Origin of the sequence: Porphyrobacter sp. TH134, from assembly GCF_002855495.1 — a bacterium.
In the GTDB taxonomy this organism is placed as follows: Bacteria; Pseudomonadota; Alphaproteobacteria; order Sphingomonadales; family Sphingomonadaceae; genus Erythrobacter.
Map to the genome: position 1 here is coordinate 129,448 of NZ_PKRO01000004.1, position 23,456 is coordinate 152,903.

A 23,456-nucleotide genomic window follows, 5' to 3' on the forward strand; every position below is an offset into this window, starting at 1 on the left:
ATTAGGCAACTGCCGCAAAGCTGTCAAGCGCGCCGAACGCCAAACCCGCGCAATTCAGCCATTTTGGAGCTTGAACACCGGAACAGGCGACCCTGCGGCAAGCGGCGGGGCATGGGCGGGGCGATCGATCAGACAATCCGCCGCCGCCAGCGCAGACAGGGCCGAGGAATCCTGCGAGCCGGCCAGCTGCGGCGCGCCGTCATGAAACACCGCGCGCAGGAATTCGCGCCGGGGGCCAACAGCGGGCAGGTCTTCACCCGCATAGGCCATCTCTACCTTGGGCAGCGGTTCGGGATCGCCCTGTGCCGCACGCACCAGCGGCAGCGCAAACAGGAAGGCGGTAACGAAGCTCGACACCGGATTGCCGGGCAGGCCGAGGATCACCTGCGTGCCGCTCGCACCCGGCCGGGTGGCGACCAGCAGCGGCTTGCCGGGCTTTATGGCAATCTTCCAGAACGCGATTTGGGCGCCCCAATCGGTCAGCGCGGGCTTGATGAGGTCGTGATCGCCCACCGAGGCCCCGCCCGAGGTGATGAGGATATCGGCCCCTTCCGCCTTGGCCAGCGCAGCGGCGAGCGCGGCGCGGTCGTCCGGTACCGGGCCCATGCGCGTGATCTCGCAGCCCAGCGGCGCCAGCATGGCTGCAATCATGGCCGCATTGCTGGCGGGAAGCTGGTGAGGGAGGCAATCGGCAGGGTCAGCCGCCAATTCGTCGCCGCTGTCCATCACGGCCACACGGACCGGGCGGGTTACGGTCAGCGTGCCGTGTCCCGCCGCCAGCGCAAGAGCGAGGCGGGCGGGGGTGATGCGGGTGCCTTTGGTCAGCAACAGGTCGCCCGCATGAAAATCGAAGCCGCGTGCCCGGATATGGCGACCGGGCGGCGGCAGCTCGGTCGCCAGAATGAGGCCAGCTTCATTGACCGCGTCTTCCTGAAGCAGCACCCGGTCCGCGCCCGGAGGAATGACCGCGCCGGTCGAGATCCGCACGCACTGATTTTCGGCCAGAAGCTCGCGGTAGGGCGCGCCGGCGCGGCTTTCTCCCACGAGCAGCCAGGGCCCTTCGCCGGGCGCGAGGGCATAGCCATCCATGGCCGAAAGATCGGCGGCAGGCTGGGTGCGCGCGGCGCGGAGATCTTCGGCGAGGATCCGACCAAGCGCGGTATCGGCGGCGACAGGCTCAGACGGCAGCAGCGGCGCCAGCGCCAGCAGCATTGTCTGGGCTTCTTCAAGGTCGAGCAGCGCGCTCAAGCGTCGTCCATATCCCGGGCGGCCCAATCGCCCGAGTTGCCGCCCGACTTGGCCACCAGGCGGATGCTGCCGATCACCATCCCCTTGTCCAGCGCTTTGGCCATGTCGTAAATCGTGAGGAGTGCGACAGAAACTGCTGTCATCGCTTCCATTTCGACCCCGGTTCGGCCCGTCAACGAGGCTGTGGCGGTGACGCGGATCCCGGAAGTTTTGTCGCTATCTTCATAGGCAAAATCGATGCTGACCGCCTCCAGCCCCAAGGGGTGGCACAACGGGATCAAGTCGCCCGTGCGCTTGGCCGCCATGATCCCGGCAATGCGGGCGGCGGACAGCACGTCGCCTTTGGGAGCGTTGCCTTCGCGGATCGCTGCCAGCACCTCGGCCGCCATGGTGATCCGCCCCGATGCCACTGCGCGGCGGGCGGTTGCGGGCTTCCCGCCGACATCGACCATGTGCGCAGCGCCGCTTTGATCGAGGTGGGTGAGTTTGCTCATGCAGCCTGTTCTGGCCTGAGCAGCGCGGCTGTGGCACTCGCAATATCGACAGCGCGCATCAGGCTTTCTCCGACGAGAAAGGTGCGTACGCCTGCCGTTTCCAATCGCTGGCAATCCGCGTGGCTGTTGATCCCGCTCTCGCCCACGATCAGCGTGCCGGGCGGCATCAGGGGGGCGAGCCTTTCGGTGACGGCGAGCGAGGTCGTGAAGGTCTTGAGGTCGCGGTTGTTGACCCCGATCAGGCGGGATTGGAGCACGCGAGCGGCGCGCTCCAGCTCGGCCTCGTCGTGCACTTCGACGAGCACGTCCATATGGTGTTCGCGCGCGGCGGCTTCGATCTCGGCCATCTGCGCGTCTTCCAGCGCGGCGACGATGATCAGGATCGCATCGGCCCCGATGCTGCGCGCCTCAAGGCATTGCCACGGATCGACCATGAAGTCCTTGCGCAGCACCGGCAGGTCGCAGGCGGCGCGGGCGGCGACGAGGTAATCCTCGTGCCCCTGAAAATAAGGCGCGTCGGTGAGGACCGAGAGGCAGGCCGCGCCGCCTTGCTGATAGGCGGCGGCGTGCGCGGCGGGGTGGAAATCGGCCCGAATGAGCCCCTTGGAGGGGCTGGCCTTCTTGATCTCAGCGATGAGGGCATAACCGCTGGCGGCACGGTCGCGCAGTGCGGTTTCGAACCCGCGGGGGGGCGATTGCGCGGCGGCGGCCTCGGCCAGCGCGGCGGTGCTGGTCGCGGCCTTGCGGGCGGCGACTTCCTCGCGCTTGGTGGCGCAGATTTCTTCGAGCTTGTTCATATCTCTCACTTCGCCAGCGCGATCCACTTGTCCAGCAGCGCCATTGCCGCGCCGCTATCCAAGGCCTCCGCCGCCACGCCTGCGCGTTCCCGCCAGTCGCTGCCGCGCCCTGCCACCGTCAGCGCGCCTGCCGCGTTGAACAGCACCGCGTCGCGATAGGGTCCGGGGGTGCCCATCAGGAGCGCCTTCAGCGCAGCGGCGTTGTGCCTTGCATCGTCGCCCCGGATCGCTTCAATCGGGGTGTGGGGAAGGCCCGCTGCCGAAGCGTCGATGCGTTCCATCGTGAAGGCGTTGCCGGTCACCACCGCGACCTCGTTGCCGCCCGCAAGGCTCAGTTCATCCAGCCCCTCGTCGCCCGAAACGATCAGCGATTGGCCGGTGCCCAGCCGTGCCAGCGCGCCGGCATAGATCGGCACATAGGCAGGGCGCGCAATGCCGATCAGCTGGCTGGTGACGCCTGCGGGGTTCGAAAGCGGGCCCATCAGGTTGAAGATCGTGCGCTGGCCGATGCGCACCCGGATGGGCTGGATGCGCGCCATGGCCGGGTGGTGGTTCTTGGCGAAGAGGAAGCAAATGCCGATCTCGGCGAGCGTCTTTTCCGCCGTGCGCCCGGCGGCGTCCATGTCGAGCCCCAGCGCCTCCAGCGTGTCCGCCGCGCCCGCTTTCGAGGATGCCGCGCGGTTGCCGTGCTTGGCGACCGGCACACCGCAGGCCGCAACCACCAGGCTGACAGCGGTCGAGACGTTGAGGGTGTGGTGCCCGTCGCCCCCCGTGCCGCAGACGTCGATCGCGCCTTGGGGAGCGTCGATGGGGATCAGCCGAGCCCGAAGGGCACGCGCCGCGCCCGCGATCTCGTCCGCCGTCTCGCCGCGCGCGGACAGGGCAACGAGGAAGTCGGCGATCTCGTCTTCGGAAGGACCGCCATCAAGCAGCACGCCGAAGGCGGCTTCAGCCTCGGCCTCGCTCAAGGGCGCGGTCACATCGGGGAGAACGCTCATGCACTCAGCCTTGCGGGCAGCATGGGATCAAGCCCGCAGAGGCGCACGAAATTGGCAAGCAGCGCGTGCCCGTACTCGGTGGCGATGCTTTCGGGGTGGAACTGCACCGAGTGGATCGGCAGGCTGGCGTGGCGGAAGCCCATCACGCTCAGGCGATCGCTGCCCGGCGTTTCGGCATGGGCGTTGGCGACCAGTTCCTCCGGCACATTTACCACCTCAAGGCTGTGATAGCGCGTAGCGATGAAGGGGGAGGGCAGGCCCGCAAACACTCCCGACCCGTCATGCGTGACGGGCGAAGTCTTGCCATGCATCAGCCCGCCGCGCTGCACCGTGCCGCCGAAATGCTGGCCGATGGCCTGATGGCCCAGACACACACCCATTAGGGGCTTGCCTGCGTCCGCACAGGCAGCCACCAGATCGAGGCTGATGCCCGCCTCGTTGGGTGTGCAGGGGCCGGGCGAGATCAGGAAGCCCGCCGCGTTCGTCCGCAGCGCCTCGGCAGCCGTGAGCGCATCGTTGCGTTCCACGCGCACTTCGGCCCCCAGCTCCATCAGGTAATGGACGAGGTTGAAGGTAAAGCTGTCGTAATTGTCGATCACGAGTATCATTGCGCGGCTGCCTTCTCGCGTTTCGTCACCACGATGATCGGCCCGACGCGGCCCTTGTCGAGGCGCCCGGTCGCCGGATCCCACAGGCTCGACACCTGCCCGTCGAGGTAAAGCGCCATGGTCACCTTCACCTCATCACGAAAATAGCGCGCCAGCTGCCCGAAGCTGATCGGCGCGTCGGAGATGACAAAATGCGCCTTCCCGCCCGCGTCCACGCCTACGCCGTTGCGGATGGCGCGCGATGGGCCATTATCCTGAATCTCCGGGTGCAGCTTGCCATCGATCAGCAGCAGCGGGCCGGATTGGGTGCCGAATTCGGGCCGGTCACCGACTGTCTCGAAAAAGGTATTGCTGCCCAGCACCCGCCACTTGCTTGCCGAACCGAAGAACACCCCGTTGGGCTTCATGTAGAAGTTGGAGGTGTTGCCTTCGGGCCGGGCGCTGCGGTCAAGTTCCGACCGGCGTTCGCCCGCTTCGACATAATAGCCCATGGCCTTCAGATCATCGCCATACATCCCGCCATTCATGGCAAAGGCGATGGTTGCCGGATCTTGGCTGGCGGAAAATGCGGCAAGCGAGCCGAACGGCTGCTTGTCTGCGCCAAGGTTGGCCATGCCAATCCGGTGCTGAGCGGGATCGGCGGTGCAATGGGTGAGCGGTACGTCCTCGAACACCACAGCGCGGCAGGCGGACGGGGTGGTAGCGTCAGCCTTGCTGGGCGCGGCGGCGGGCGTATCCTCGCGCTCTGACCCGTCGAGATTGATTTTGACGACAGCCTCACCCGCCGGCGCCTCGGAACAGGCGGCAAGGCCAAGCAGCAGGCTGGCAGCAAGCACGGCGCGGGCCATCATTGCCCATACCCCGGCTCGCCCGCGACCCGCACCGCTTCACGCGCGGCAGCGATCAGTGCGCCGGCCTTGGCGCGGCATTCGGCAAGTTCGTAATCGGGATCAGAATCGGCAACGATGCCCGCACCGGCCTGCACGTGCATCACCCCGTCCTTGACCACGGCGGTCCGCAGCACGATGCAGCTGTCCAGGCTGCCGTCGGGCGCGAAATAGCCGACGCCGCCCGCATAGGCGCCGCGTGTTTCCGGTTCGAGGCTGGCGATGATCTCGCACGCCCGGATCTTTGGCGCACCCGACACGGTGCCTGCCGGGAAGCCTGCGAACAGCGCATCGAGCGCGTCTTTCGCCGGATCGAGCTGCCCCACCACATTGCTGACGATATGCATGACGTGGCTATAACGCTCGATGGTGAAGCTGTCCGTCACCTCGACTGTGCCCGCTGCCGCCACGCGGCCCACATCATTGCGCCCCAGATCGAGCAGCATCAGATGCTCGGCCCGCTCCTTGGGATCGGCGAGGAGGCTCGCTTCGTTGGCGTCATCTTCTTCACGCGTGGCTCCGCGCGGGCGCGTTCCGGCAATCGGGCGGATGGTGACTTCATCGTCGCGCACGCGCACCAGGATTTCGGGCGAGGAACCGACCAGCGCAAAGCCCGGAAGGTCGAGGAAATAGAGAAAGGGCGAAGGGTTCACCCGCCTGAGCGCGCGGTAAAGCGCCAGCGGGGGGAGGGTGAAGGGGCAGGTAAAGCGCTGCGCCAGCACCACCTGAAAGATATCGCCCGCAACGATGTATTCCTTCGCCGCCAGCGCCATCGCCTTGTAGTCATCGGGTGCAATCACCGGGGCAAGGTCGGGGAGGGTGTCAGGCAAGGTCTCGCTGTGGGGGACCGGCGCGGCCTGCGCGAGCTGGCTTAGCGTTGCATCGATCCGCTCGCCCGCGCGCGCGACGGCTGCGTGTGGGTCGGCGGCTTCCCAGATCGGGGCGATGGCGAACAGCGCATCCGTGAGACGGTCAAAGACGAGGATCACCGTCGGCCGCACGAACAGCATGTCAGGCAGGTCCAGTGCGCTTTGCGGCGCGCGCGGCAGGGTCTCGACGAGGCCGATCGTCTCGTACCCAAAATAGCCGACCAGACAGGCGAGCGCGGGCGGCAGGCCTGCGGGCATGGGATCAATCCGGCAGGTCGCCGCCAATGCGCGCAATTCGGCCAGCGCATCGCCGGCCAGCGGCGTGAACGCCTCGCGGTCGGTGCGCCAGTTGCGGTTGATCTCGGCGCCCGATCCCTTGGCGCGGAACACCAGATCGGGGTCAAGGCCAAGCAAGCTGTACCGCCCGCGCACTTCGCCGCCTTCGACTGATTCGAGCAGAAAATCGCCGCGCCCCGGTACGATCAGCCGCCGCGCTGCGCCCACCGGCGTATCGCTGTCGGCGATGATCCGCCGCCACACCAGCGCGGCCCGGCCATCGGCCAGCATGGCGGCGGCAGCGGCGGCGTTTTCCGGCAATCCTGCGGCAATTGTGGTCACGACGCGCTCACGCCTGTGCTTAGGGCTGTTCGCCGGTCAGCTGGCGGCGCACCGCAGCAATCCCGTCTTCATTGCGCGTAACGCCCACTTCCTTGCGCATCGCTGCGGTCGCCTGGCTGCGATATTCCTGCGACAAGGCCTGGCCCAGCTGCTGGCGGGTCTGCGCAATCAGCGCGCCCTCCTTGTCCAGCGGAAGCGTGCTGATGTCTTCCAATGCCACGACGTACCAGCCCAGATCACGCGGCCCTTCCAGCGTCTTGACCGTGCCTTCGGCCATGCTGAACATCAGCACCAGCGGCGGGGCGATGCCGGCACGCTGGCGGGCCAGCAATTGGCGCCGTTCCAGATCAATCGCCTCGCGCTCGAACCCTGGCTTGTTTTCGGCTGCCATCGCCGCTGCCAGCGGCATCCCGCCGCGCACCTTGGCAAGAATGCGGTCAGCCGCCTGTTTGGCGAGCACAGCCCCTTGCGCACGCTTCCATCCGGCAATCGCGGCCTCGCGCACTTCGGCAATCGGCGGGGCAGAGGCTTCTTCGACCCGCGCGACTTCAAAGATGACGAACTGTTCGCCCGGCACCACTTCAGCCAGCTGCGGCTCGCTTTCTTCCATCTGGAACGCGGTGGACAGCACCGGCACCAGCTGGGGCACGATTTGTACGCCGGGCTGACCAAAGGCCTGTCCATTGGCAAGCAGCGCAGGGGTCGTTTCGACTGTCAGCCCATAGGCCTTGGCAACTTCGGGCAGGGCCGTGCCGCCATCAACTTCGCCTTCGATCTCGGCGATGAGATCGGCGATGGCCGCGACCCGCTTTTCCTTGGCAAGCTGTTCGGTGATTTCAGGCGTCGCCTGTGCCAGCGTGCGGGCCGGCGTGCGCGCGATGGTGTCGAGCCGCGCGACATACCAGCCCAGTGTGCCCTGCGCCGGTTCAATCATTGCGCCCTGGGCAGCCTTGAACGCAGCCTCGGCAAAGGCAAAGCTGGTCGCGCCCGCCATCGCCTCACGGTCGCGGGCTTCCGATTTCGAGGCGGTGAACCCGGCCTCGCGCGCCGCCGCTTCCAGCGAAACACCGCCGCGGATGCGCGCGGTCAGCGCCTTGGCGGCGTCCTGCGTGGGGACAACAAAGCTGGTGACACCGCGCGTTTCGCTTGCCGCATACTGGGCCGCGTCACGCTTGTACCGCTCGGCGATTTCAGCCGCGGTCGGCGCGGCGTTCACTTTGAGGCTGTCCGCGCCGAACACCGCAAAGCGCAGCGTGCGCCGTTCGGGACGGATGAACTGCGCGCGATTATCCTTGTACCACGCGGTCAGCTGCGCTTCGGACGGGGCACCGGCAGGCGCAAAGGCGCTGCTGGGGATCAGCGCGATTTCGCCCTTGCGCTTTTCCAGCACGAGCGCGGCATACTGGCGCGCGATCTTTTCGGGCAGCTGCGGCGCGGCCACGGCGGAACGCAGTAATTGCTGTTCGATCAGCCCGTCCTCAAGATCGCGGCGGAACACCGCATCGCTGAGGCCACGTTGGCGCAGCGCGCCGATATAGGTCTGTTCGTCAAATTCTCCTGTAAGACCCTGGAACGCCGGGATCTTGAGGATTTCGCTGTTCACCAGATTGTCGCCCGCGCGCAGGCCGTAGCGGCGGCCATATTCGCCCACCGTGAAACGATCGATCAGTTGGCGCACCACTTCGTCAAAGCCGCCGTCGGCGACGAATTCGGGCATGGTCAGCGTCGGGTTCTGGCTGCGTACCTGATCCAGCGCGGTGTTGGCCGAAAGGGTCAGATCGGTCAGCGGGATGGAAGTGCTGCCGACAACCGCCATACGGTCATTGTTGGAAATCCCGCCAAACGTGTTGCCGGTGATGTCCGAGGCAGCAAAGGCCAGCGCCATCAGCCCGAGGAAGGCTAGCGCGATCGAGAGGCCGATCTTTGACTCGAAAAAGCGGCGGAAAAACGAAATCATGACGTAACGGACCCCATCGGAGGCTGGCTGATGGCAGGGCGCGCTGGCTACCCATGCGCGCACTGCAAAGGCTTGCGGCGTTGGGGCGCTTTAGAGAGCATGCGACCGCGCGGCAACAGGTTCGCGCGCCTTTTGACTAGTGCGGCGTCCTCGGCTAGCGGCTGCAGCCCCGGGGCACTACAGCAAAACACAGAATCGCAGCCCTTGGGGTCAAACCCTCTCAATTTTCAAAGAAGTGCAGGACAGATCATGACCCGCCGACCCTATATCGTCGGAAATTGGAAGATGCATGGCACCCGCGCCATGCTGTCCGAAGCGCGTGCGATCGACCGCGCGGCGCAGCGTCACATGAAGGTCGAGGTGGCCCTTGCGCCGCCCTATACCTTGATCCACCCGATCCACCGCGAGGCTGAACAAATCGCTGTGGGCGCACAGGATTGTCACGAGGCTGACGGCGGCGCGCATACCGGCGACATATCGGCCGCGATGGTCGCGGATGCCGGGGCCAGCTTTGTCATCCTCGGACATTCCGAACGGCGTCAGAACCACGCAGAAAGCGACGCATTGGTGCGCGCCAAGGCCGAAGCGGCGCTCGCAGCAGGCCTGCGCATCATCATGTGCTGCGGCGAAAGTGCCGAAACCCGCGAATCGGGCAAGGCGGTGGCGTTCGTGAAGCGCCAGCTCAAGGCATCGCTGCCGCCGGCAGACCAGATGCCTGCCGATCTGGCCGAACGGCTCACCGTGGCTTACGAGCCGATCTGGGCCATCGGCACCGGCACGGCCGCAACGACGGCCGACATTGCCGAAATGCACGGTGTTATCCGCGCGCTCCTGATCGACCTGCTGGGCGAAGAGCAGGGGCGCGAAGTGCGCATTCTGTACGGCGGTTCGGTCAAGCCCGATAACGCGGCTTCTATCTTTGCCGTGCCCGATGTCGGCGGAGCGCTGGTGGGCGGGGCGAGCCTGACCGCTGACAGCTTCATGGGCATCGCGCTGGCCGCAAGCGAGCCGTTCGACAGCTGAGCTGACCTGCCCGCAGCCCCGAGACGGGCGCGCGGGCTTGCCGCAGCGGCTTTGCGGGCCTACATGGCGCGCACGCAACCACCGGGCGCATATCGCCCTCCGCACGAGATCAATGCATGTCCTTGTTTATCTTCCTCACCGTCATTCAGGCCCTGGTGGCCGCTGCGCTAGTCGCTGTTGTGCTGATGCAGCGCTCGGAAGGCGGCGGGCTTGGCATTGGCGGCAGCCCGGGCGGCGCCTTTGGAGCGCGCGGGGCAGCGGACTTTCTGACCCGTTCGACCAAGTGGCTGGCGGTGGCATTTGTGACATTGTCGATCGTGCTGGCCGCGCTCGCCGTGCGCGAAAGCCGGGTTGGCGGCGTCACGACAACGCTGGAACGCGGCGCGCCGGCTCCGGCAGCCCCTGATCTGCTGGCTGATCCGGTGCCCGCACCGGCAACACCCCCGGTTCCGGCAGAACCCGCACCGGCAGCGCCGGCTGACGAGGGTCAGTCCGCGCAATAAAATCATGATGTGCCGCCCCCTGCGGCACGTTTAGTTCTCGCATCAACGGCACTGTGGATGGCGCGCTGGTTGCGGCCGCAATTCGCTTGCTCCGAATCCCTCTCGACGCTTAAGGCCCAACTCCCATGGCGCGGTTCATTTTTATCACCGGCGGCGTGGTCTCCTCGCTCGGCAAAGGTCTCATGGCAGCCTCACTGGCGGCCCTCCTTCAGGCGCGCGGCTACAAGGTCCGCATCCGCAAGTTCGACCCCTATCTCAATGTCGATCCGGGCACGATGAGCCCGTATCAGCACGGCGAGGTCTATGTGACAGATGATGGGGCCGAGACCGATCTCGATCTCGGGCATTACGAACGTTTCACCGGGGTGTCGGCGCGCCAGTCGGACAACATCACGAGCGGGCGCGTTTATCGCGACATCATCGCGCGCGAACGCCGCGGCGATTATCTGGGCGCAACCGTGCAGGTGATCCCGCACGTGACCGACGAGATCAAGGCCTTCGCGCTCGCCGATCAGGACGATCACGATTTCATCCTGTGCGAAATAGGCGGCACGGTCGGCGATATTGAATCGCTGCCGTTCATGGAAGCGATCCGGCAGCTGCGCAACGAGCTGGAACCGCTCCAGACCCTCAGCGTCCACGTCACGCTGGTGCCTTATATCAAGGCCGCGGGCGAGCTGAAGACCAAGCCGACCCAGCACTCGGTGCGCGAGTTGGCGAGCCTGGGGATCAAGCCCGACATCCTGCTGTGCCGCGCCGAACATCCGATCCCCGAAAGTGACCGCCGCAAGATTGCGCAATTCTGCAACGTCCGGCCTGAAGCGGTCATCCCGGCGCTTGATGCGCCGTCGATCTACGCTGTGCCGCAGCAATATCATGCCGAAGGGCTCGACCGCGAAGTGCTGCGCGCCTTCGGCATTACCGATGCTCCTGCGCCTGACCTGTCCGCCTGGGAAGACGTCACCGACCGCCAGTTCAATCCCGAAGGCGAAGTGACCATCGCGGTTGTGGGCAAGTATGTCGGCCTGCAAGACGCCTATAAAAGCCTCAACGAAGCGCTGGTTCACGGCGGCATGGCCAACCGGGTCAAGGTCAACATCAAGTGGATCGACGCCGAAATCTTTGAAGGCGACGACGATGCCGAAATCATCGCCGCATTGGAACCCATGCATGGCATCCTCGTGCCCGGCGGCTTTGGTGAGCGCGGCAGCGAAGGCAAAATCGCCAGCGTCCGCTTTGCCCGCGAGCGTCAGGTACCGTTCTTCGGCATTTGTCTTGGCATGCAGATGGCCTGCATCGAAGGCGCACGCGCGGCCGGATTTGCCAACGCCTCCTCCACCGAATTCGGCCCGACACAGGCGCCCGTGGTGGGTATCATCACCGAATGGATGAGCAAGGAAGGCATCCAGAGCCGCGCCGAAGGCGGCGATCTGGGCGGCACGATGCGGCTTGGTGCCTATCCGGCCAAACTCAGCCCCAACAGCCACACATCGCGTATCTATGGCGGCGCCGAGGTGATCTCTGAACGCCACCGCCACCGTTACGAGGTCAATAGCGCCTTTATCGAGCCACTGGAAAAGCAGGGGCTGATTTTCTCAGGCATGTCGCCCGACGGGTTGCTTCCTGAAATTGTCGAGCGGCCCGATCATCCGTGGTTTGTCGGGGTGCAGTTCCATCCGGAGCTGAAATCCCGTCCGTTTGATCCGCACCCGCTGTTTGCCGGTTTTATCGCCGCGGCACTGGAACAATCGCGGCTCGTTTGATCGCATGAAACGTCGGCAACGACGCGGGTGCTGCGTCCGGCCTTGCGACCCATTGTTTTGCAATTGGGGCGCGATGTTTTGTTTTCTTGCGCGGCGCGCAGATTGGACTTGCGTGTTTTTGTCAATCCGCATTAGACGCGGGCCGGGGTTGATGATTTCCTAAAGACGCACGCCTAAGCCTCAGCTATGGCCGCTGCACGAGATGGCGACACGGTTGGCGCAGCAATTGGCAGCGTGGGTTCAACGAGCTTGCCTGGTTTTGTCCGTCTTCTGCGACCCGGACGGATAGGCCCAGGCAGGGCGGCGAAAGTCGCGGGGGCGGATCGCAAGATCCGCCCCCTTTTCATTGCAAGCCAAACATCAGACCGCTTATGCGGCGCTGGCAGCCGTATCGCTATCGTCGCTGGGCACCGCTGTCAGCGTGGCCGTGCCGCCAATGGCGATCTTGCGCGGCTTCATCGCATCGGGCACTTCGCGCACCAGATCGATAATCAGCAAGCCATCGGCCAGATCGGCGCGCTCCACCCGCACGAAATCGGCCAGTTCAAACCGGCGTTCGAACCCGCGGTTGGCGATGCCGACATGGATCAGTTCCGACCCGTCCTCGATCTCTTCGCGCTTGCGGCCCTGCACAGTCAGCAGGTTCTGCTGCGCGGTGATATCAATATCCCCTGCGCGAAAGCCCGCTACCGCCAAAGTAATGCGGTAATTGTCTTCGCCGCGACGCGAAATGTTGAAGGGCGGGTAGTTGTCGCCTGCATTCAACCGCGCCTGATTTTCGAGCAGGTCGAACAAACGGTCAAAACCGACAGTGGAGCGGCGATAGGGCGTAAAATCAAAACGTGACATTGTTGCAAATCCTCGTGTCTGAGCAATTTGGTTCGGTTTGCAGGCCTGCCGGATGCAGCACCTGCCGTGCCGCCGATGTGCTTCCCAAGGCTGGCGAAACACGGCGACACCGCCTATCTGGTTTGGCGACACAAGCTTTCAAGAGGGATTCATGACAAGCCCCCACATCGATATCTACACCAAGTTTGGCTGCCCCTATTGCGTGCGGGCCAAGCGCTTGCTCGATCAGAAGGGCGCGGCCTTCACCGAGCATGACATCACGATGGGCGGCCCCAAGCGCGACGAAATGCTGGCCCGTGCGCCTGATGCGATGACAGTGCCGCAGATTTTCATCGGTGATACGCACGTGGGCGGATCGGACGATCTTGCTGCGCTGGAGGCTGCGGGTAAGCTTGACGCATTGCTGGCAGGGTAGGGGCTTGCTGCCTTATGCCTAAGATCGCGATATTGCAGATGTGTTCGGGGATTGACCCGAACCGCAATTTCGAGACCATTCGCGCTGCCGCCCACGCCGCGCGCGAGGGCGGGGCGCAGATGCTCTTCACGCCGGAAATGTCGCTGCTGCTTGATCGCGAGCGGGCCCGCGCGGCGCAGCATATCGTGCCGCAGGATCAGTCGGATCATGTCGCGATGCTGCGCAATATCGCCGAGGAGTGCAGCCTCACGCTCGCGCTCGGATCAATGGCGGTCGCGGTGCCGGGCGGCAGAAACGCCAACCGCTCGATGGTCTTTCTGCCAAACGGAGAACCTCCTGTCACCTATGACAAGATCCACATGTTCGATGTGGAACTTGCCACGGGCGAAAGCTGGCGGGAAAGTGCGGCCTATCGGCCCGGCGACGCGGTTGTCACGGTAGGCGATACGCCGATTGGGCGGCTTGGCCTTGCGGTTTGCTATGATCTGCGCTTCCCGGCCCTGTTCGGCGAGCTTGGCAACCGCCGCTGCGACGCTATCGCGGTGCCCGCCGCATTCACTAAGCCCACCGGCGCTGCCCATTGGCACGTGTTGCTGCGCGCCCGCGCGATCGAAGCGAGCGCGTTCGTTATCGCCGCCGCGCAGGTCGGCCGCCACGAGGATGGGCGCGAGACCTATGGCCACAGCCTCGTCATTGATCCGTGGGGTGACGTGCTGCTGGATATGGGCGCGGAGGCACCGGGCCTCGCCTTTTGTGACATCGATCTGACGCGCATTGCGGAAGTCCGAGCCCAGGTGCCGGCCCTTGCCAACCGCCGCGAAATCGTCGCATCGTAATCCGCCATGATTGTATTCGACCTTTCCTGCCACGAAGGCCACCGGTTTGAAGGGTGGTTCGGCTCGTCCACGGACTACGAAGACCAGCGCGCCCGCGGGCTGCTGGCCTGTCCGTCATGCGGATCAGCGCAGGTGACCAAGGCGCCGATGGCCCCTGCGGTCCCGGCCAAGGGCAATAGCCGGCAAGAGGTGCTGCCGCCGGCCGCTCCGACGCAGCAGCTCGCCAATGCGCCGATGCCGCCGCAAGTGCAAAAGGCGCTCGTGGCGCTGGCGAAGGTGCAGGCCGAAGCGCTCAAGAACAGCACCTGGGTCGGCGACAAATTTGCCGAGGAAACCCGCAAGATGCATTATGGTGAGCGCGATGAAGCCCCGATTCACGGTCAGGCAAGCCTCGCCGAAGCTAAGGCGCTGATCGATGAAGGCGTTCCGGTCGCACCGCTGCCGTTCCCGGTCGCGCCACCGGAAAAGTTGAATTGAATGGTGGTCCCGCGGTGCTATGAAGCGCGACGGGACCCCGTAGCTCAGCCGGATAGAGCACCAGATTCCTAATCTGGGGGCCGCGCGTTCGAATCGCGCCGGGGTCACCACATCTTCAGCAGAAACGAGAATAGGGCGCTCGGCCCAACCGGAGTGACGGGAATATTAATCCGTCATTCGGTATCTGGCCGTAGCGCCCTACGAACCCTTGTTTACCGACAGAGGGCTAATTTTTCGTAAACTGTAAATCGCGTTTTGTCAGTCGGTTTTGACAGACTGCAACCGCCGCCAGCGCCGTTCCGCGTGGAGCGACAGCCCCAGCACGCACAGCGACAGGCCGAACATCAGCGCACAGGTTCCGCCCCATCCCGACCAATCGTAAACAGCCGTGCCCGCCGCGCTGCCAATCGCGCCGCCGATGAACATCGCAACGATATAGGACGTGGTCAGCCGCGTGCGGATTTCAGGGGCGAGCGTGAACAGCGTCATGCGCCCGGTCACATCAATCGTCGGGCCGACCATGTTGACGATCAACAGCGGCACCAGCAGGCCCCCGATGCTGAAGCCAAGGGGATAGAACAGCGCAATGCCCGCCAACTGCACCGCCGCTACTGTTAATCGCGCCTTGCGCGCACCCACACGGTCGGCCCAGCGGCCCAGCCTTGGCGTGGTGAACACGCTGATCGCCGCAACGCCTGCCAGATAGCCGACATCATCCGTTCCATAGCCCATCGCCGGGCTGGTCAGGTGCAACGCCAGTGCCAGCCAGCTTGCCGTGAAGATCGCAAAGTTCAGGCCCTGAATGGCCGCTGACAGCCGCATGTCCGGGTGCTTGGCCGCAAGGCTGAAGACTGACGCGATCAGCGCAGAATAACGCGCCTGCGCCTGTTTGGGTGCGGCGCGCTCGCTGCGCATGGCAATCGGCAGGAACGCCGTCACCGCCGCCATCAGTGCGAAGGCCCCGACATAAACGGCGTGCCAGTCGGCATATTCGGCGATGATCCCTGCGCCCATCCGCGCCACCAGAATCCCGAAGATCACCGCTGCCGTGAGCTTCGCTGTGACCTGACCCAGACGTTCCGGCGCGACCCGTTTGGACGCGAAGGCCGGGATCAGATAGGGCGCGATCGTGCAGAACCCCAACAGAGTGGAGGCGGCGGCGAACAGCACGAAGTCCTGCGCCAGCACCATCCCGCCCAGACACAGCGTCTGGCCTGCAACAAAGATCAGGCACAGACGGCGGTTGGCGTAAAAATCGCCGAGCGGCAGCAGCAGCAAAATGCCCAGCGCCAGCGCCAATTGGTTGAGCGCCGGCACCAGCCCGATCTCAGCCTCGCCAACCCCGAAGGCGCGCGCCACATCGCCGATGATCGGGTGGATGTAATAGGCATTGGCCGTCACCACCGCGATGGTGAGCGCCAGCGCTGCTTCCTGCGTGCGAGTGAGTAGGGCAGGGGAAGGGGCATCGGGGGCAGGGTGGCTCATCGGCGAGGCGAGTAGCAGATCGAAACGGGATTGCCATGCCCTGCATCTTGTCCGAAGGCTCTCATATTGGTGAGTTGGATTGGGCGCCCGCAAGCCGCCAACCCGCCATCACAGACAGGAGAGGATGCGTGCCAATGTCCGATCACGAAACCGATGAACTCGCGGACATCCGCCGTGCGGTGCGATCCTTGTGCGATGGGTTTCCGGGGGAATACTGGCGCGCCAAGGACGCGGCGCGGGCCTATCCGTCGGAATTTGTCGATGCGCTGACGAAGGCCGGGTTTCTGGCCGCGCTGATCCCGGCGGAACACGGCGGCAGTGGTCTCAGCCTTGAGGCGGCTTGCGTGATCATGGAGGAAATTCAGGCCAGCGGTTGCAACGGCTCTTCCGCCCATGCGCAAATGTACATCATGAATACGCTGCTGCGCTATGGCTCGCCGGAGCAGAAGGCGCAGTACCTTCCCCGCATCGCCAGCGGGGAGTTGCGGCTTCAAGCGTTTGGCGTGTCGGAACCTACCAGCGGGACAGATACCCTCAGCCTCAAGACCCGCGCGGTCCGGGACGGCGATGACTACATCATCACCGGCCAGAAGATCTGGACCAGCCGGGCCGAACATTCCGATCTGATGCTTTTGCTCGCCCGCACGACCCCGCGCGAGGAGGTGGCCAGCAAGACCGAGGGGCTGTCGATCTTCCTGGTGGATATGCAGGCTGCGCTCGCGCGCGGGATGACGGTCAAGCCGATCCGCACGATGATGAACCACTCGTCCTGCGAGGTTTTCTTCGATGACTTGCGCATCCCCGCATCCGCGCTGGTGGGCGAGGAAGGCAAGGGCTTCCGCTACATCCTGTCGGGCATGAACGCCGAACGCATCCTGATTGCGGCCGAGTGCATCGGCGATGCGAAATGGTTCATCGAGAAAGCGACCGCCTATGCCAAGGACCGCAGCGTATTTGCGCGGCCGATCGGCCAGAACCAGGGTGTGCAGTTTCCGATCGCGCGCGCCTATGCCCACATGCGCGCTGCCGAATTGATGGTGCTGCACGCCGCGCGCGTTTACGACGAGGGCGGCAATCCCGGCGAGGAAGCGAACATGGCCAAACTCCTCGCGTCAGAGGCCAGCTGGGCCGCTGCTGACATGTGCGTGCAGACCTTCGGCGGGTTCGGCTTTGCCGAGGAATATGATGTCGAACGCAAATTCCGCGAGGCGCGGCTTTACACCGTGGCTCCGATCTCGACCAATCTGATCCTGTCCTATCTCGCCGAACATGTGCTGGGCCTCCCGCGGTCTTACTGAAACGTCGCAGTCTTCCCGAATTGTCGGCAATCCGCAGGGATTTGCGCGCATTGCGGCGTATTGTTCTTGCAGGCAGCCGCCAAGTGTGATTCTGTAGGCACGACGAGAAAGGGATCTTTCGCCACATGCGCAAACCGGTATCGGACAGCAAGCTCAAGCGAGTGGTAGCCCTTGGCGCGCTGCTGCTGATGATGGGTTTCGCCGTGGCTGGCCCCACCGGCCTGCTGGCATGGAGCGAAAATGCCGCCGCGTTGGAAACGCGCAAGGCTGAAATCGCCAAGCTCACCGCCCAGCGGGACGCGCTGCGCAACCGGGTGGTTCTGCTTGATCCCGAAGCGGCCGATCCCGACCTTGCCAGCGAACTGGTGCGCGAACAGCTCGGCGTGATGCGCGAAGATGAGGTCGTCATTACGCTGGAGGATTGATTCGGAGCAAACGCTCAGGATCGCCTGATTTCGTATGCGTGTTGCATTTTCCGCTACGGCTTGGCGTTGCGCCGCGCCCATGTCCCTGACTATAGGACAGTAGTGCGCTTCTCCTCCCCATGAGTGCGCCACAGAGAGGGATACTTGTCTTGGCCAAACAGCCTGCCAAACCGTCCGCGACCGCAGCGGACGATACCGATTTCATGCTCCGTTCCTTGCAGGAGGCCTTCGAAGCGAAGAAGCGCTATGCAGCTTCGCCCGAGGAGATGCTGGAGTTCTACCGTCAGATGCTGCTGATCCGGCGGTTCGAGGAAAAAGCGGGCCAGCTTTACGGCCTTGGTCTGATTGGCGGGTTCTGCCACCTTTATATCGGCCAGGAAGCGGTCGCCATCGGTCTGCAATCCGCGCTCGATAACGAGCGTGACAGCGTCATTACCGGGTATCGCGACCACGGCCACATGCTGGCCTACGGGATTGATCCCAAGGTGATCATGGCGGAATTGACGGGCCGCGAGGCCGGGATTTCCAAGGGCAAGGGCGGGTCGATGCATATGTTCTCGACCGAGCACAAGTTTTACGGCGGCCACGGCATCGTCGGCGCGCAGGTGGCGCTGGGCGGTGGCCTGGCGCTCGCGCACCAGTACAACGAGGACGGGGGCCTGTGCCTTGCCTATTTCGGTGACGGTGCGGCCAACCAGGGCCAGGTTTACGAGACGTTCAATATGGCGGCGCTTTGGAAGCTGCCCATCGTCTTCGTGGTTGAGGACAACCAATATGCGATGGGCACCGCCAGTTCGCGTTCGTCGGCAGAAACGCGCTTTCACCGGCGCGGGACCGCGTTTCGGATCCCGGGTATGGAAGTGAACGGGATGGACGTGCTCGAAGTGCGCGCCGCCGCCGAAGTCGCCTTTGCTCATGTGCGCGCAGGCAACGGCCCGGTGCTGATGGAGTGCAACACGTATCGCTACCGCGGGCATTCGATGTCTGACCCGGCCAAGTACCGCACGCGGGAAGAAGTGCAGGAACAGCGCGACCATCACGACCCGATCGAAGGGCTGAAGAAGACCCTGATCGAGGCCGGGAAGACCGAGGAAGATTTGAAAGCGATCGACAAGACGATCCGCGCCGAAGTGGCGGCTGCGGCTGACTTTGCCGAAACCTCGCCCGAACCGGGCGCGGGTGAACTCTACACCGATGTTCTCGTGGAGGAGTATTGAGCCATGGGAATCGAACTGAAGATGCCCGCCCTGTCGCCGACGATGGAGCAGGGCACGCTTGCCAAGTGGCTCAAGGCTGAAGGCGACCGGATCGAACCGGGCGATATCATCGCCGAAATCGAGACCGACAAGGCGACGATGGAATTCGAAGCCATTGATGAAGGCGTGCTGGAAAAGATCCTGATCCCCGCCGGGACCGAGGATGTTGCCGTGGGCGCAGTGATTGCGCTGATCACCGGGGATGGGGAGGAGGCCCAGCCTGCTGCCGCGCCCGCTGCTGCTGCTGAACCGGCTTCCCAGCCCGTCGCTGCCCCGGCCAAGCCGCCAAAGGCCGAAAAGCCCGCTGCTGCCGCGCCTGCCGCCGATCCTGCGATTCCCGCCGGAACGGCGCTCGTCAGCACTACGGTGCGCGAAGCGCTGCGCGACGCGATGGCCGAGGAAATGCGCGCCGACCCGCGCGTTTTTGTGATGGGTGAGGAAGTCGCCGAATATCAGGGCGCCTACAAGGTCACGCAGGGCTTGCTGGCGGAATTCGGCCCCAAGCGCGTGATCGACACGCCGATCACCGAATACGGCTTCGCCGGTATCGGCACGGGCGCGGCGATGGGCGGCCTGCGCCCGATTGTGGAGTTCATGACCTTCAATTTCGCGATGCAGGCAATCGACCACATTATCAACTCGGCCGCCAAGACCAACTACATGTCAGGCGGCCAGATGCGCTGTCCGATCGTGTTCCGCGGACCCAATGGCGCGGCGTCACGCGTGGGCGCGCAGCACTCGCAGAACTACGGGCCGTGGTATGCCAGCGTGCCGGGCCTGATCGTCATCGCGCCCTATGATGCAGCCGATGCCAAGGGGCTGATGAAGGCGGCGATCCGCTGCGAGGATCCGGTCGTCTTCCTCGAAAACGAGCTGGTCTATGGCCGTAGCTTCGACGTGCCCGACATGGACGACTACGTCCTGCCCATCGGCAAGGCGCGCATTGTCCGCGAGGGCGCCGATGTCACCATCGTCAGCTACTCGATCGGCGTCGGCCTTGCGCTTGAGGCCGCGAACATGCTGGCGGATGAGGGGATCGATGCCGAGGTGATCGACCTTCGCACGCTGCGCCCGCTCGATAAGGAGACGGTGCTGAAAAGCCTCGCCAAGACCAATCGTCTGATCGTGGCGGAAGAAGGCTGGCCGACCTGCTCGGTCGCCTCGGAGATCATTGCGATCTGCATGGAGGAAGGCTTCGACGATCTCGACGCGCCGGTGCTCAGGGTCTGCAACGAGGATGTGCCGCTGCCTTATGCGGCCAACCTTGAAAAGCTCGCACTGATCGATGCCGCGCGCATTGCCGAGGGCGCGCGCAAGGTATGCAACAAGTAACCAGCCAAATGCCGCCCGGCCCTAGGTGGGCCGGGCGGTGATCAGGTTGGGCGGTTAGCCGAGTAGGTGCTGCAACTCGCCACCGGCGCGGCCGGGTTGCCGGGAAACAGGCCGTTCGCGCTCGGTCCGCCAGACAGATTGCGGTTGTCGCGCACATTGAAGACCGCGGTGTAAACAATCTGTTGTTCGTCAAAGAGGTTCATCGGCGTGAGGGAATCGAAGTCGTAAGCAACCTCGACAAACATCACGGCAGTACCTTGAGCTGCGGTGATTTCCTGTCCGGCCCTGCCCATGCCGGCAAATCCGGTGCCGGTGGCGCCGTTACCCTGAACGCCGTAGGACGAAGGGTGATTCTTGGCCCCGCGGCACCGCTGCCACGCGATCCACTGGCCACCTTGCGCATTACGCTGAAGGCTTGAAAGGATGATCCGGCCGCGGGTAAAGATGCCGATGTTTTCGCCGACCTTTTCGGCCCCGACGAAAGTTTCGTTAATGTCGGCTTCGGTCACCTCATAAACCGACAGTTGGTTGGAAGTGCCGACGCGCGAAGCGTTGTCTGCCGTTTGCGTCGCAATCTGGCTGACCAGCATATGCGTAATCACCAGCGATGCGGTGTCGGTGCCAAACATTCCCATGCCCAGTACCAGAGGCGCAGCAAAGGCAAATTCGACCATCGCCAGACCGGATGTGCAGCCGCAAAGCCGCCGCACCAGCCGACGCTGGCGGGAGAGCGGCAGATGTTCGGAAAAACGCATCATTAGCATGTCCTCACAGACGTACCTCGACCAGTCTGAACATCGAACGGCTGAGTTCGCAGCACGGTCGATCCTCTCAGCGTCACATTGCTCGGCAGACCGATCAAGCCAGCCATCGGAAACAGGCGCGGGTAGGTGACGGTTGCAGTGTAGAGAATCACGTCGCGCGCCCCTCCGATCCCGGCCTTGCCGCCCTTTGCATCCCACCCGTTATTATTGTTCGCGTCGATATAGGTGTCGCCGGCATCGCAGTTGCCGTTGTTATTGGTATCTCTGGTGAGTTGTTCGGCTTTGTTGACGTCAGAAAAATCATAGAATGATTGCGGCGTCATAGTGATTGTCGCATTGTTTGGCATGACCGCGCGAACTTGCGATGACAGGAAGTCGTCGATTGTGGCCGTGTTGGCCCTTCTGCTCTGTATTGTCAGATCGCGACCGGCCTTTTGAAGCGCGCCCTGCAGAACGGAAGACGTGTATTGCGAATGGGCCATGTCAAACAGGCCTATGATCATCACGACCAGAACGGGCCCGACAATGGCGAATTCCACCAGCGTCACGCCGCTGCTATCACCACACAGGCGCCGCAGCAGCTTAAAGCGGAACGGATTGCGTACCATCATGATGTGAGCCTCAGTGCGGCGATCTGTGACGCTATTCGCTGGAAAGCATTGTTCAGATCGGCATTGTTGTCCGCTTCAAAAGCCCGGTCTGGCGAGGCGCAGTTTCTGAGGCTTGTGGTTAGATCGGTGCCGAAAGCCACTACCCAAACAGTGATGTTTTCAGCCTTCGCTGCCGCGCACGCAGCTTGGAACCGCGCTTCGTGACGGGCATTCATCTGATCTTGGCCGCCGTTGGTTGTGATCCGGCGATCCCACGGTTCAATTCCGTAAGGGGTGTAAGAAAACCGGTTCGGGGCGAGAAGACCGTCCGTCATAAAAACGATGTGCCGCGAGATGGCCTGTCCGTTTGGCGCTGTCTGGTTTTCAGAGGCGAAGATCCCGCGCGGCGAAAGATAGCGCGCGCCCCAGATCATGCCAATGTCATGATACGTTCCACCCAATGCAACAAGACCGTTCACGTACGTTTGAACTTCGGCTTTGGTCATGACCTGCAATTTGCGCGCCCGCGGTACGCAAACGTCCCACCCCGTCCGGTCGGCGCGCCAGGTTGGTTCGTCCGCTGCCTTGGTAACGTTGTTCCGCGTAATATCGCCGTCCGAATTAAACCGCATCCACACCGCGCGGTTCAGCATCGGCTTCCATCTTTGGGCTTCAGTGGTTGGAATCAGATTGATGTTGAGGTCGTTCGCGTCTGTGGGCACGGGATTGAACGAACTGGCGTTTGTAGTGGACGCTTCCTCGATGCAGCCTCTCCAGGTGATCGTTTCCCACGTGCCGTTCGTCCCTGTCGGCATTTGAATCTGCTTGTTGGCATTGGTGTAGAGCGTTGACAGGTTGACCGATCCCCAGCCGGGTAGTCCCGTAGCGGGCGTGTAACTGCAGTTGTTGGCAACCCCCGTGGTGACCAAGCAATAACGATATTGCGAGAAGCCTGCGTTAGAGTTGAAGATGGGTACACGCGACTGGTAAGAATGGCTTGATGCCAAATAGCTGACCGGAAGGTCGAACCCGACATTGACCGCGTTTGAGTAAGGCATAAACCCATAACGCACGCGCGAGGCGGTAGACGCGGTCAGCGCAATTGAATCGTAAAAACTGACCACGGCAGCGCGCAGGCCTACGATCAGCGAATTTGAAGCCTCGCTATTGTTGTTATTGCCGCCGCCAGGACAGTTATCCACCCGATCTTCCGGACAGTTCATCGAGCCGGTCACATCAAGTACAAACATGATGTCGGTATTCGAAATGTTCTGGTCTGCGCTGCATGTTACGCTGAGATTGAACTGGTTGTAGCCAAACGCTGCCATGATGGTTGTTGGCAGCACACCGGTGGCCGTGCCAGTCACAACGCCGCTATTGTTGGCGGTGTAGTTGCGGGTGCGGTTTGTTACCCCGAAGGTGCCATCACTGAAGTTCTGATCGAAGAAGTTGAACCCGACCTGCTGGTTGGCCGTGGTCAGAACGATGCCTGTCATCGCCTTGCGCGCGGCCAGCGCGCCGGCATCGCAGGCGGACTGCATGCGCGCGGCGGCCATGTAATACCGGCTGGCATCCACCCCGCCGCCGACCATCGCCATCAGCGGAACCAGCGCTGCTGCCGAGATCGCAAGCGTGTTGGCCGTCTTGTCGCGCAGCAGCCTTCGCATGAACGGCATGTTGGCCTGCTTTTCTTGCCCCATCGGATCGTAACCCTTCCCCTGATGCCTTCGCAAACCTATTGCGGGCAATACAGATGCACCGTCCGCCACTAACCTGTTCTGGTAAGCGGAACGCAAAAGATCATGGTTAAGAATGTCTTAAGCACAGCCGCAGGGCCTTGTTGTCAATGGACACCCAGTGTTACGAGCTAAGGCGACACCCAGTGTTACGAGGTGTCTCGTTGTGACCGTGCGATGATTTCAGGGGCGGGGAGCATGCTCCCCGCCCCTGAAATTTCGCTGCTG

The 23,456-nt window shown here is 63.5% G+C and carries 23 protein-coding genes and 1 tRNA gene; 11 read left to right on the forward strand and 13 right to left on the reverse strand.

The window, feature by feature from the left end; translation table 11 throughout:
* Window positions 1-54: 54 nt before the first annotated feature.
* From C0V72_RS03420 to C0V72_RS03455, 8 genes are all read right to left on the reverse strand, one after another.
* Window positions 55-1,248: a molybdopterin molybdotransferase MoeA gene (locus tag C0V72_RS03420; RefSeq protein WP_101791808.1), complete on the reverse strand. Its 1,194-nt coding sequence runs from the start codon at window positions 1,246-1,248 to the stop codon at window positions 55-57.
* Window positions 1,245-1,742, reverse strand: coding sequence for a cyclic pyranopterin monophosphate synthase MoaC (gene moaC, locus C0V72_RS03425; protein ID WP_101791809.1), 498 nt, complete (start codon window positions 1,740-1,742; stop codon window positions 1,245-1,247). Before moaC ends, C0V72_RS03420 begins: the two co-directional genes overlap by 4 nt.
* Window positions 1,739-2,539 (reverse strand): indole-3-glycerol phosphate synthase TrpC, encoded by an 801-nt coding sequence (gene trpC / locus C0V72_RS03430; protein WP_101791810.1) that lies wholly within the window; start codon window positions 2,537-2,539, stop codon window positions 1,739-1,741. The genes moaC and trpC overlap by 4 nt, the downstream gene beginning before the upstream one ends.
* A 5-nt stretch (window positions 2,540-2,544) precedes the next feature.
* Window positions 2,545-3,537: an anthranilate phosphoribosyltransferase gene (trpD, locus tag C0V72_RS03435; RefSeq protein ID WP_101791811.1), complete on the reverse strand. Its 993-nt coding sequence runs from the start codon at window positions 3,535-3,537 to the stop codon at window positions 2,545-2,547.
* Window positions 3,534-4,145, reverse strand: coding sequence for an anthranilate synthase component II (locus C0V72_RS03440; RefSeq protein WP_101791812.1), 612 nt, complete (start codon window positions 4,143-4,145; stop codon window positions 3,534-3,536). Before C0V72_RS03440 ends, trpD begins: the two co-directional genes overlap by 4 nt.
* Window positions 4,142-4,996: a phosphodiester glycosidase family protein gene (locus C0V72_RS03445; protein ID WP_233999756.1), complete on the reverse strand. Its 855-nt coding sequence runs from the start codon at window positions 4,994-4,996 to the stop codon at window positions 4,142-4,144. Before C0V72_RS03445 ends, C0V72_RS03440 begins: the two co-directional genes overlap by 4 nt.
* A complete protein-coding gene (gene trpE / locus C0V72_RS03450; protein ID WP_101791849.1) occupies window positions 4,993-6,468 on the reverse strand; it encodes an anthranilate synthase component I in 1,476 nt (491 codons plus the stop codon). The genes C0V72_RS03445 and trpE overlap by 4 nt, the downstream gene beginning before the upstream one ends.
* 70 nt (window positions 6,469-6,538) lie before the next feature.
* Window positions 6,539-8,476 (reverse strand): peptidylprolyl isomerase, encoded by a 1,938-nt coding sequence (locus tag C0V72_RS03455; RefSeq protein WP_101791814.1) that lies wholly within the window; start codon window positions 8,474-8,476, stop codon window positions 6,539-6,541.
* Between the two features lie 249 nt (window positions 8,477-8,725).
* Between C0V72_RS03455 and tpiA the strand changes: the two genes are divergently transcribed.
* The 3 genes from tpiA (at window position 8,726) to C0V72_RS03470 (ending at window position 11,765) form a co-directional block, all read left to right on the forward strand.
* A complete protein-coding gene (gene tpiA, locus C0V72_RS03460) occupies window positions 8,726-9,499 on the forward strand; it encodes a triose-phosphate isomerase (protein ID WP_101791815.1) in 774 nt (257 codons plus the stop codon).
* A 116-nt stretch (window positions 9,500-9,615) separates the two neighbouring features.
* Window positions 9,616-10,002, forward strand: coding sequence for a preprotein translocase subunit SecG (gene secG / locus C0V72_RS03465; protein WP_172438894.1), 387 nt, complete (start codon window positions 9,616-9,618; stop codon window positions 10,000-10,002).
* A gap of 125 nt (window positions 10,003-10,127) precedes the next feature.
* Entirely contained in the window at window positions 10,128-11,765 is a 1,638-nt protein-coding gene (locus tag C0V72_RS03470; RefSeq protein WP_101791816.1) for a CTP synthase, read from the forward strand.
* A gap of 369 nt (window positions 11,766-12,134) precedes the next feature.
* Here the strand turns inward: C0V72_RS03470 and C0V72_RS03475 are convergent, their stop codons facing one another.
* Window positions 12,135-12,614, reverse strand: coding sequence for an Hsp20 family protein (locus tag C0V72_RS03475; protein WP_101791817.1), 480 nt, complete (start codon window positions 12,612-12,614; stop codon window positions 12,135-12,137).
* Window positions 12,615-12,765: 151 nt separating this feature from the next.
* Here C0V72_RS03475 and grxC point away from each other — a divergent pair, with 151 nt between their 5' ends.
* The 4 genes from grxC (at window position 12,766) to C0V72_RS03495 (ending at window position 14,452) form a co-directional block, all read left to right on the forward strand.
* Complete coding sequence (grxC, locus tag C0V72_RS03480; RefSeq protein WP_101791818.1) at window positions 12,766-13,029, forward strand: glutaredoxin 3; 264 nt, start codon at window positions 12,766-12,768, stop codon at window positions 13,027-13,029.
* 14 nt (window positions 13,030-13,043) lie between these two features.
* Window positions 13,044-13,865 carry a carbon-nitrogen hydrolase family protein gene (locus C0V72_RS03485; protein ID WP_101791819.1) on the forward strand — a complete coding sequence of 274 codons (822 nt, stop codon included), beginning with the start codon at window positions 13,044-13,046 and terminating at the stop codon, window positions 13,863-13,865.
* 6 nt (window positions 13,866-13,871) lie between these two features.
* Window positions 13,872-14,342: a DUF1178 family protein gene (locus C0V72_RS03490; protein ID WP_101791820.1), complete on the forward strand. Its 471-nt coding sequence runs from the start codon at window positions 13,872-13,874 to the stop codon at window positions 14,340-14,342.
* Window positions 14,343-14,375: 33 nt separating this feature from the next.
* Window positions 14,376-14,452, forward strand: a tRNA-Arg gene (locus C0V72_RS03495).
* 148 nt (window positions 14,453-14,600) lie between these two features.
* On the opposite strand, the gene C0V72_RS03500 is transcribed toward C0V72_RS03495, so the two are convergent.
* A complete protein-coding gene (locus C0V72_RS03500) occupies window positions 14,601-15,827 on the reverse strand; it encodes an MFS transporter (protein WP_101791821.1) in 1,227 nt (408 codons plus the stop codon).
* Window positions 15,828-15,961: 134 nt separating this feature from the next.
* On the opposite strand from C0V72_RS03500, the gene C0V72_RS03505 reads away from it, so the two are divergent.
* From C0V72_RS03505 to C0V72_RS03520, 4 genes are all read left to right on the forward strand, one after another.
* Window positions 15,962-17,125 carry an acyl-CoA dehydrogenase family protein gene (locus C0V72_RS03505; protein ID WP_101791822.1) on the forward strand — a complete coding sequence of 388 codons (1,164 nt, stop codon included), beginning with the start codon at window positions 15,962-15,964 and terminating at the stop codon, window positions 17,123-17,125.
* Between the two features lie 125 nt (window positions 17,126-17,250).
* Complete coding sequence (locus C0V72_RS03510; RefSeq protein WP_101791823.1) at window positions 17,251-17,550, forward strand: FtsB family cell division protein; 300 nt, start codon at window positions 17,251-17,253, stop codon at window positions 17,548-17,550.
* Between the two features lie 203 nt (window positions 17,551-17,753).
* The gene (gene pdhA, locus C0V72_RS03515; RefSeq protein WP_233999761.1) at window positions 17,754-18,767 is read left to right on the forward strand and encodes a pyruvate dehydrogenase (acetyl-transferring) E1 component subunit alpha; all 1,014 of its coding nucleotides are present in this window, start codon (window positions 17,754-17,756) and stop codon (window positions 18,765-18,767) included.
* Window positions 18,768-18,770: 3 nt separating this feature from the next.
* Window positions 18,771-20,138 carry a pyruvate dehydrogenase complex E1 component subunit beta gene (locus C0V72_RS03520; protein WP_101791825.1) on the forward strand — a complete coding sequence of 456 codons (1,368 nt, stop codon included), beginning with the start codon at window positions 18,771-18,773 and terminating at the stop codon, window positions 20,136-20,138.
* A gap of 41 nt (window positions 20,139-20,179) precedes the next feature.
* Here the strand turns inward: C0V72_RS03520 and C0V72_RS03525 are convergent, their stop codons facing one another.
* The 3 genes from C0V72_RS03525 to C0V72_RS03535 are packed head-to-tail and all read right to left on the reverse strand — an operon-like array spanning window position 20,180 to window position 23,192.
* Window positions 20,180-20,896, reverse strand: a complete 717-nt coding sequence (locus tag C0V72_RS03525) for a TadE/TadG family type IV pilus assembly protein (protein ID WP_233999757.1) — start codon at window positions 20,894-20,896, stop codon at window positions 20,180-20,182.
* Entirely contained in the window at window positions 20,896-21,513 is a 618-nt protein-coding gene (locus C0V72_RS03530; protein ID WP_101791827.1) for a TadE/TadG family type IV pilus assembly protein, read from the reverse strand. Before C0V72_RS03530 ends, C0V72_RS03525 begins: the two co-directional genes overlap by 1 nt.
* The gene (locus C0V72_RS03535; protein ID WP_101791828.1) at window positions 21,510-23,192 is read right to left on the reverse strand and encodes a TadE/TadG family type IV pilus assembly protein; all 1,683 of its coding nucleotides are present in this window, start codon (window positions 23,190-23,192) and stop codon (window positions 21,510-21,512) included. Before C0V72_RS03535 ends, C0V72_RS03530 begins: the two co-directional genes overlap by 4 nt.
* Between the last annotated feature and the right edge of the window lie 264 nt (window positions 23,193-23,456).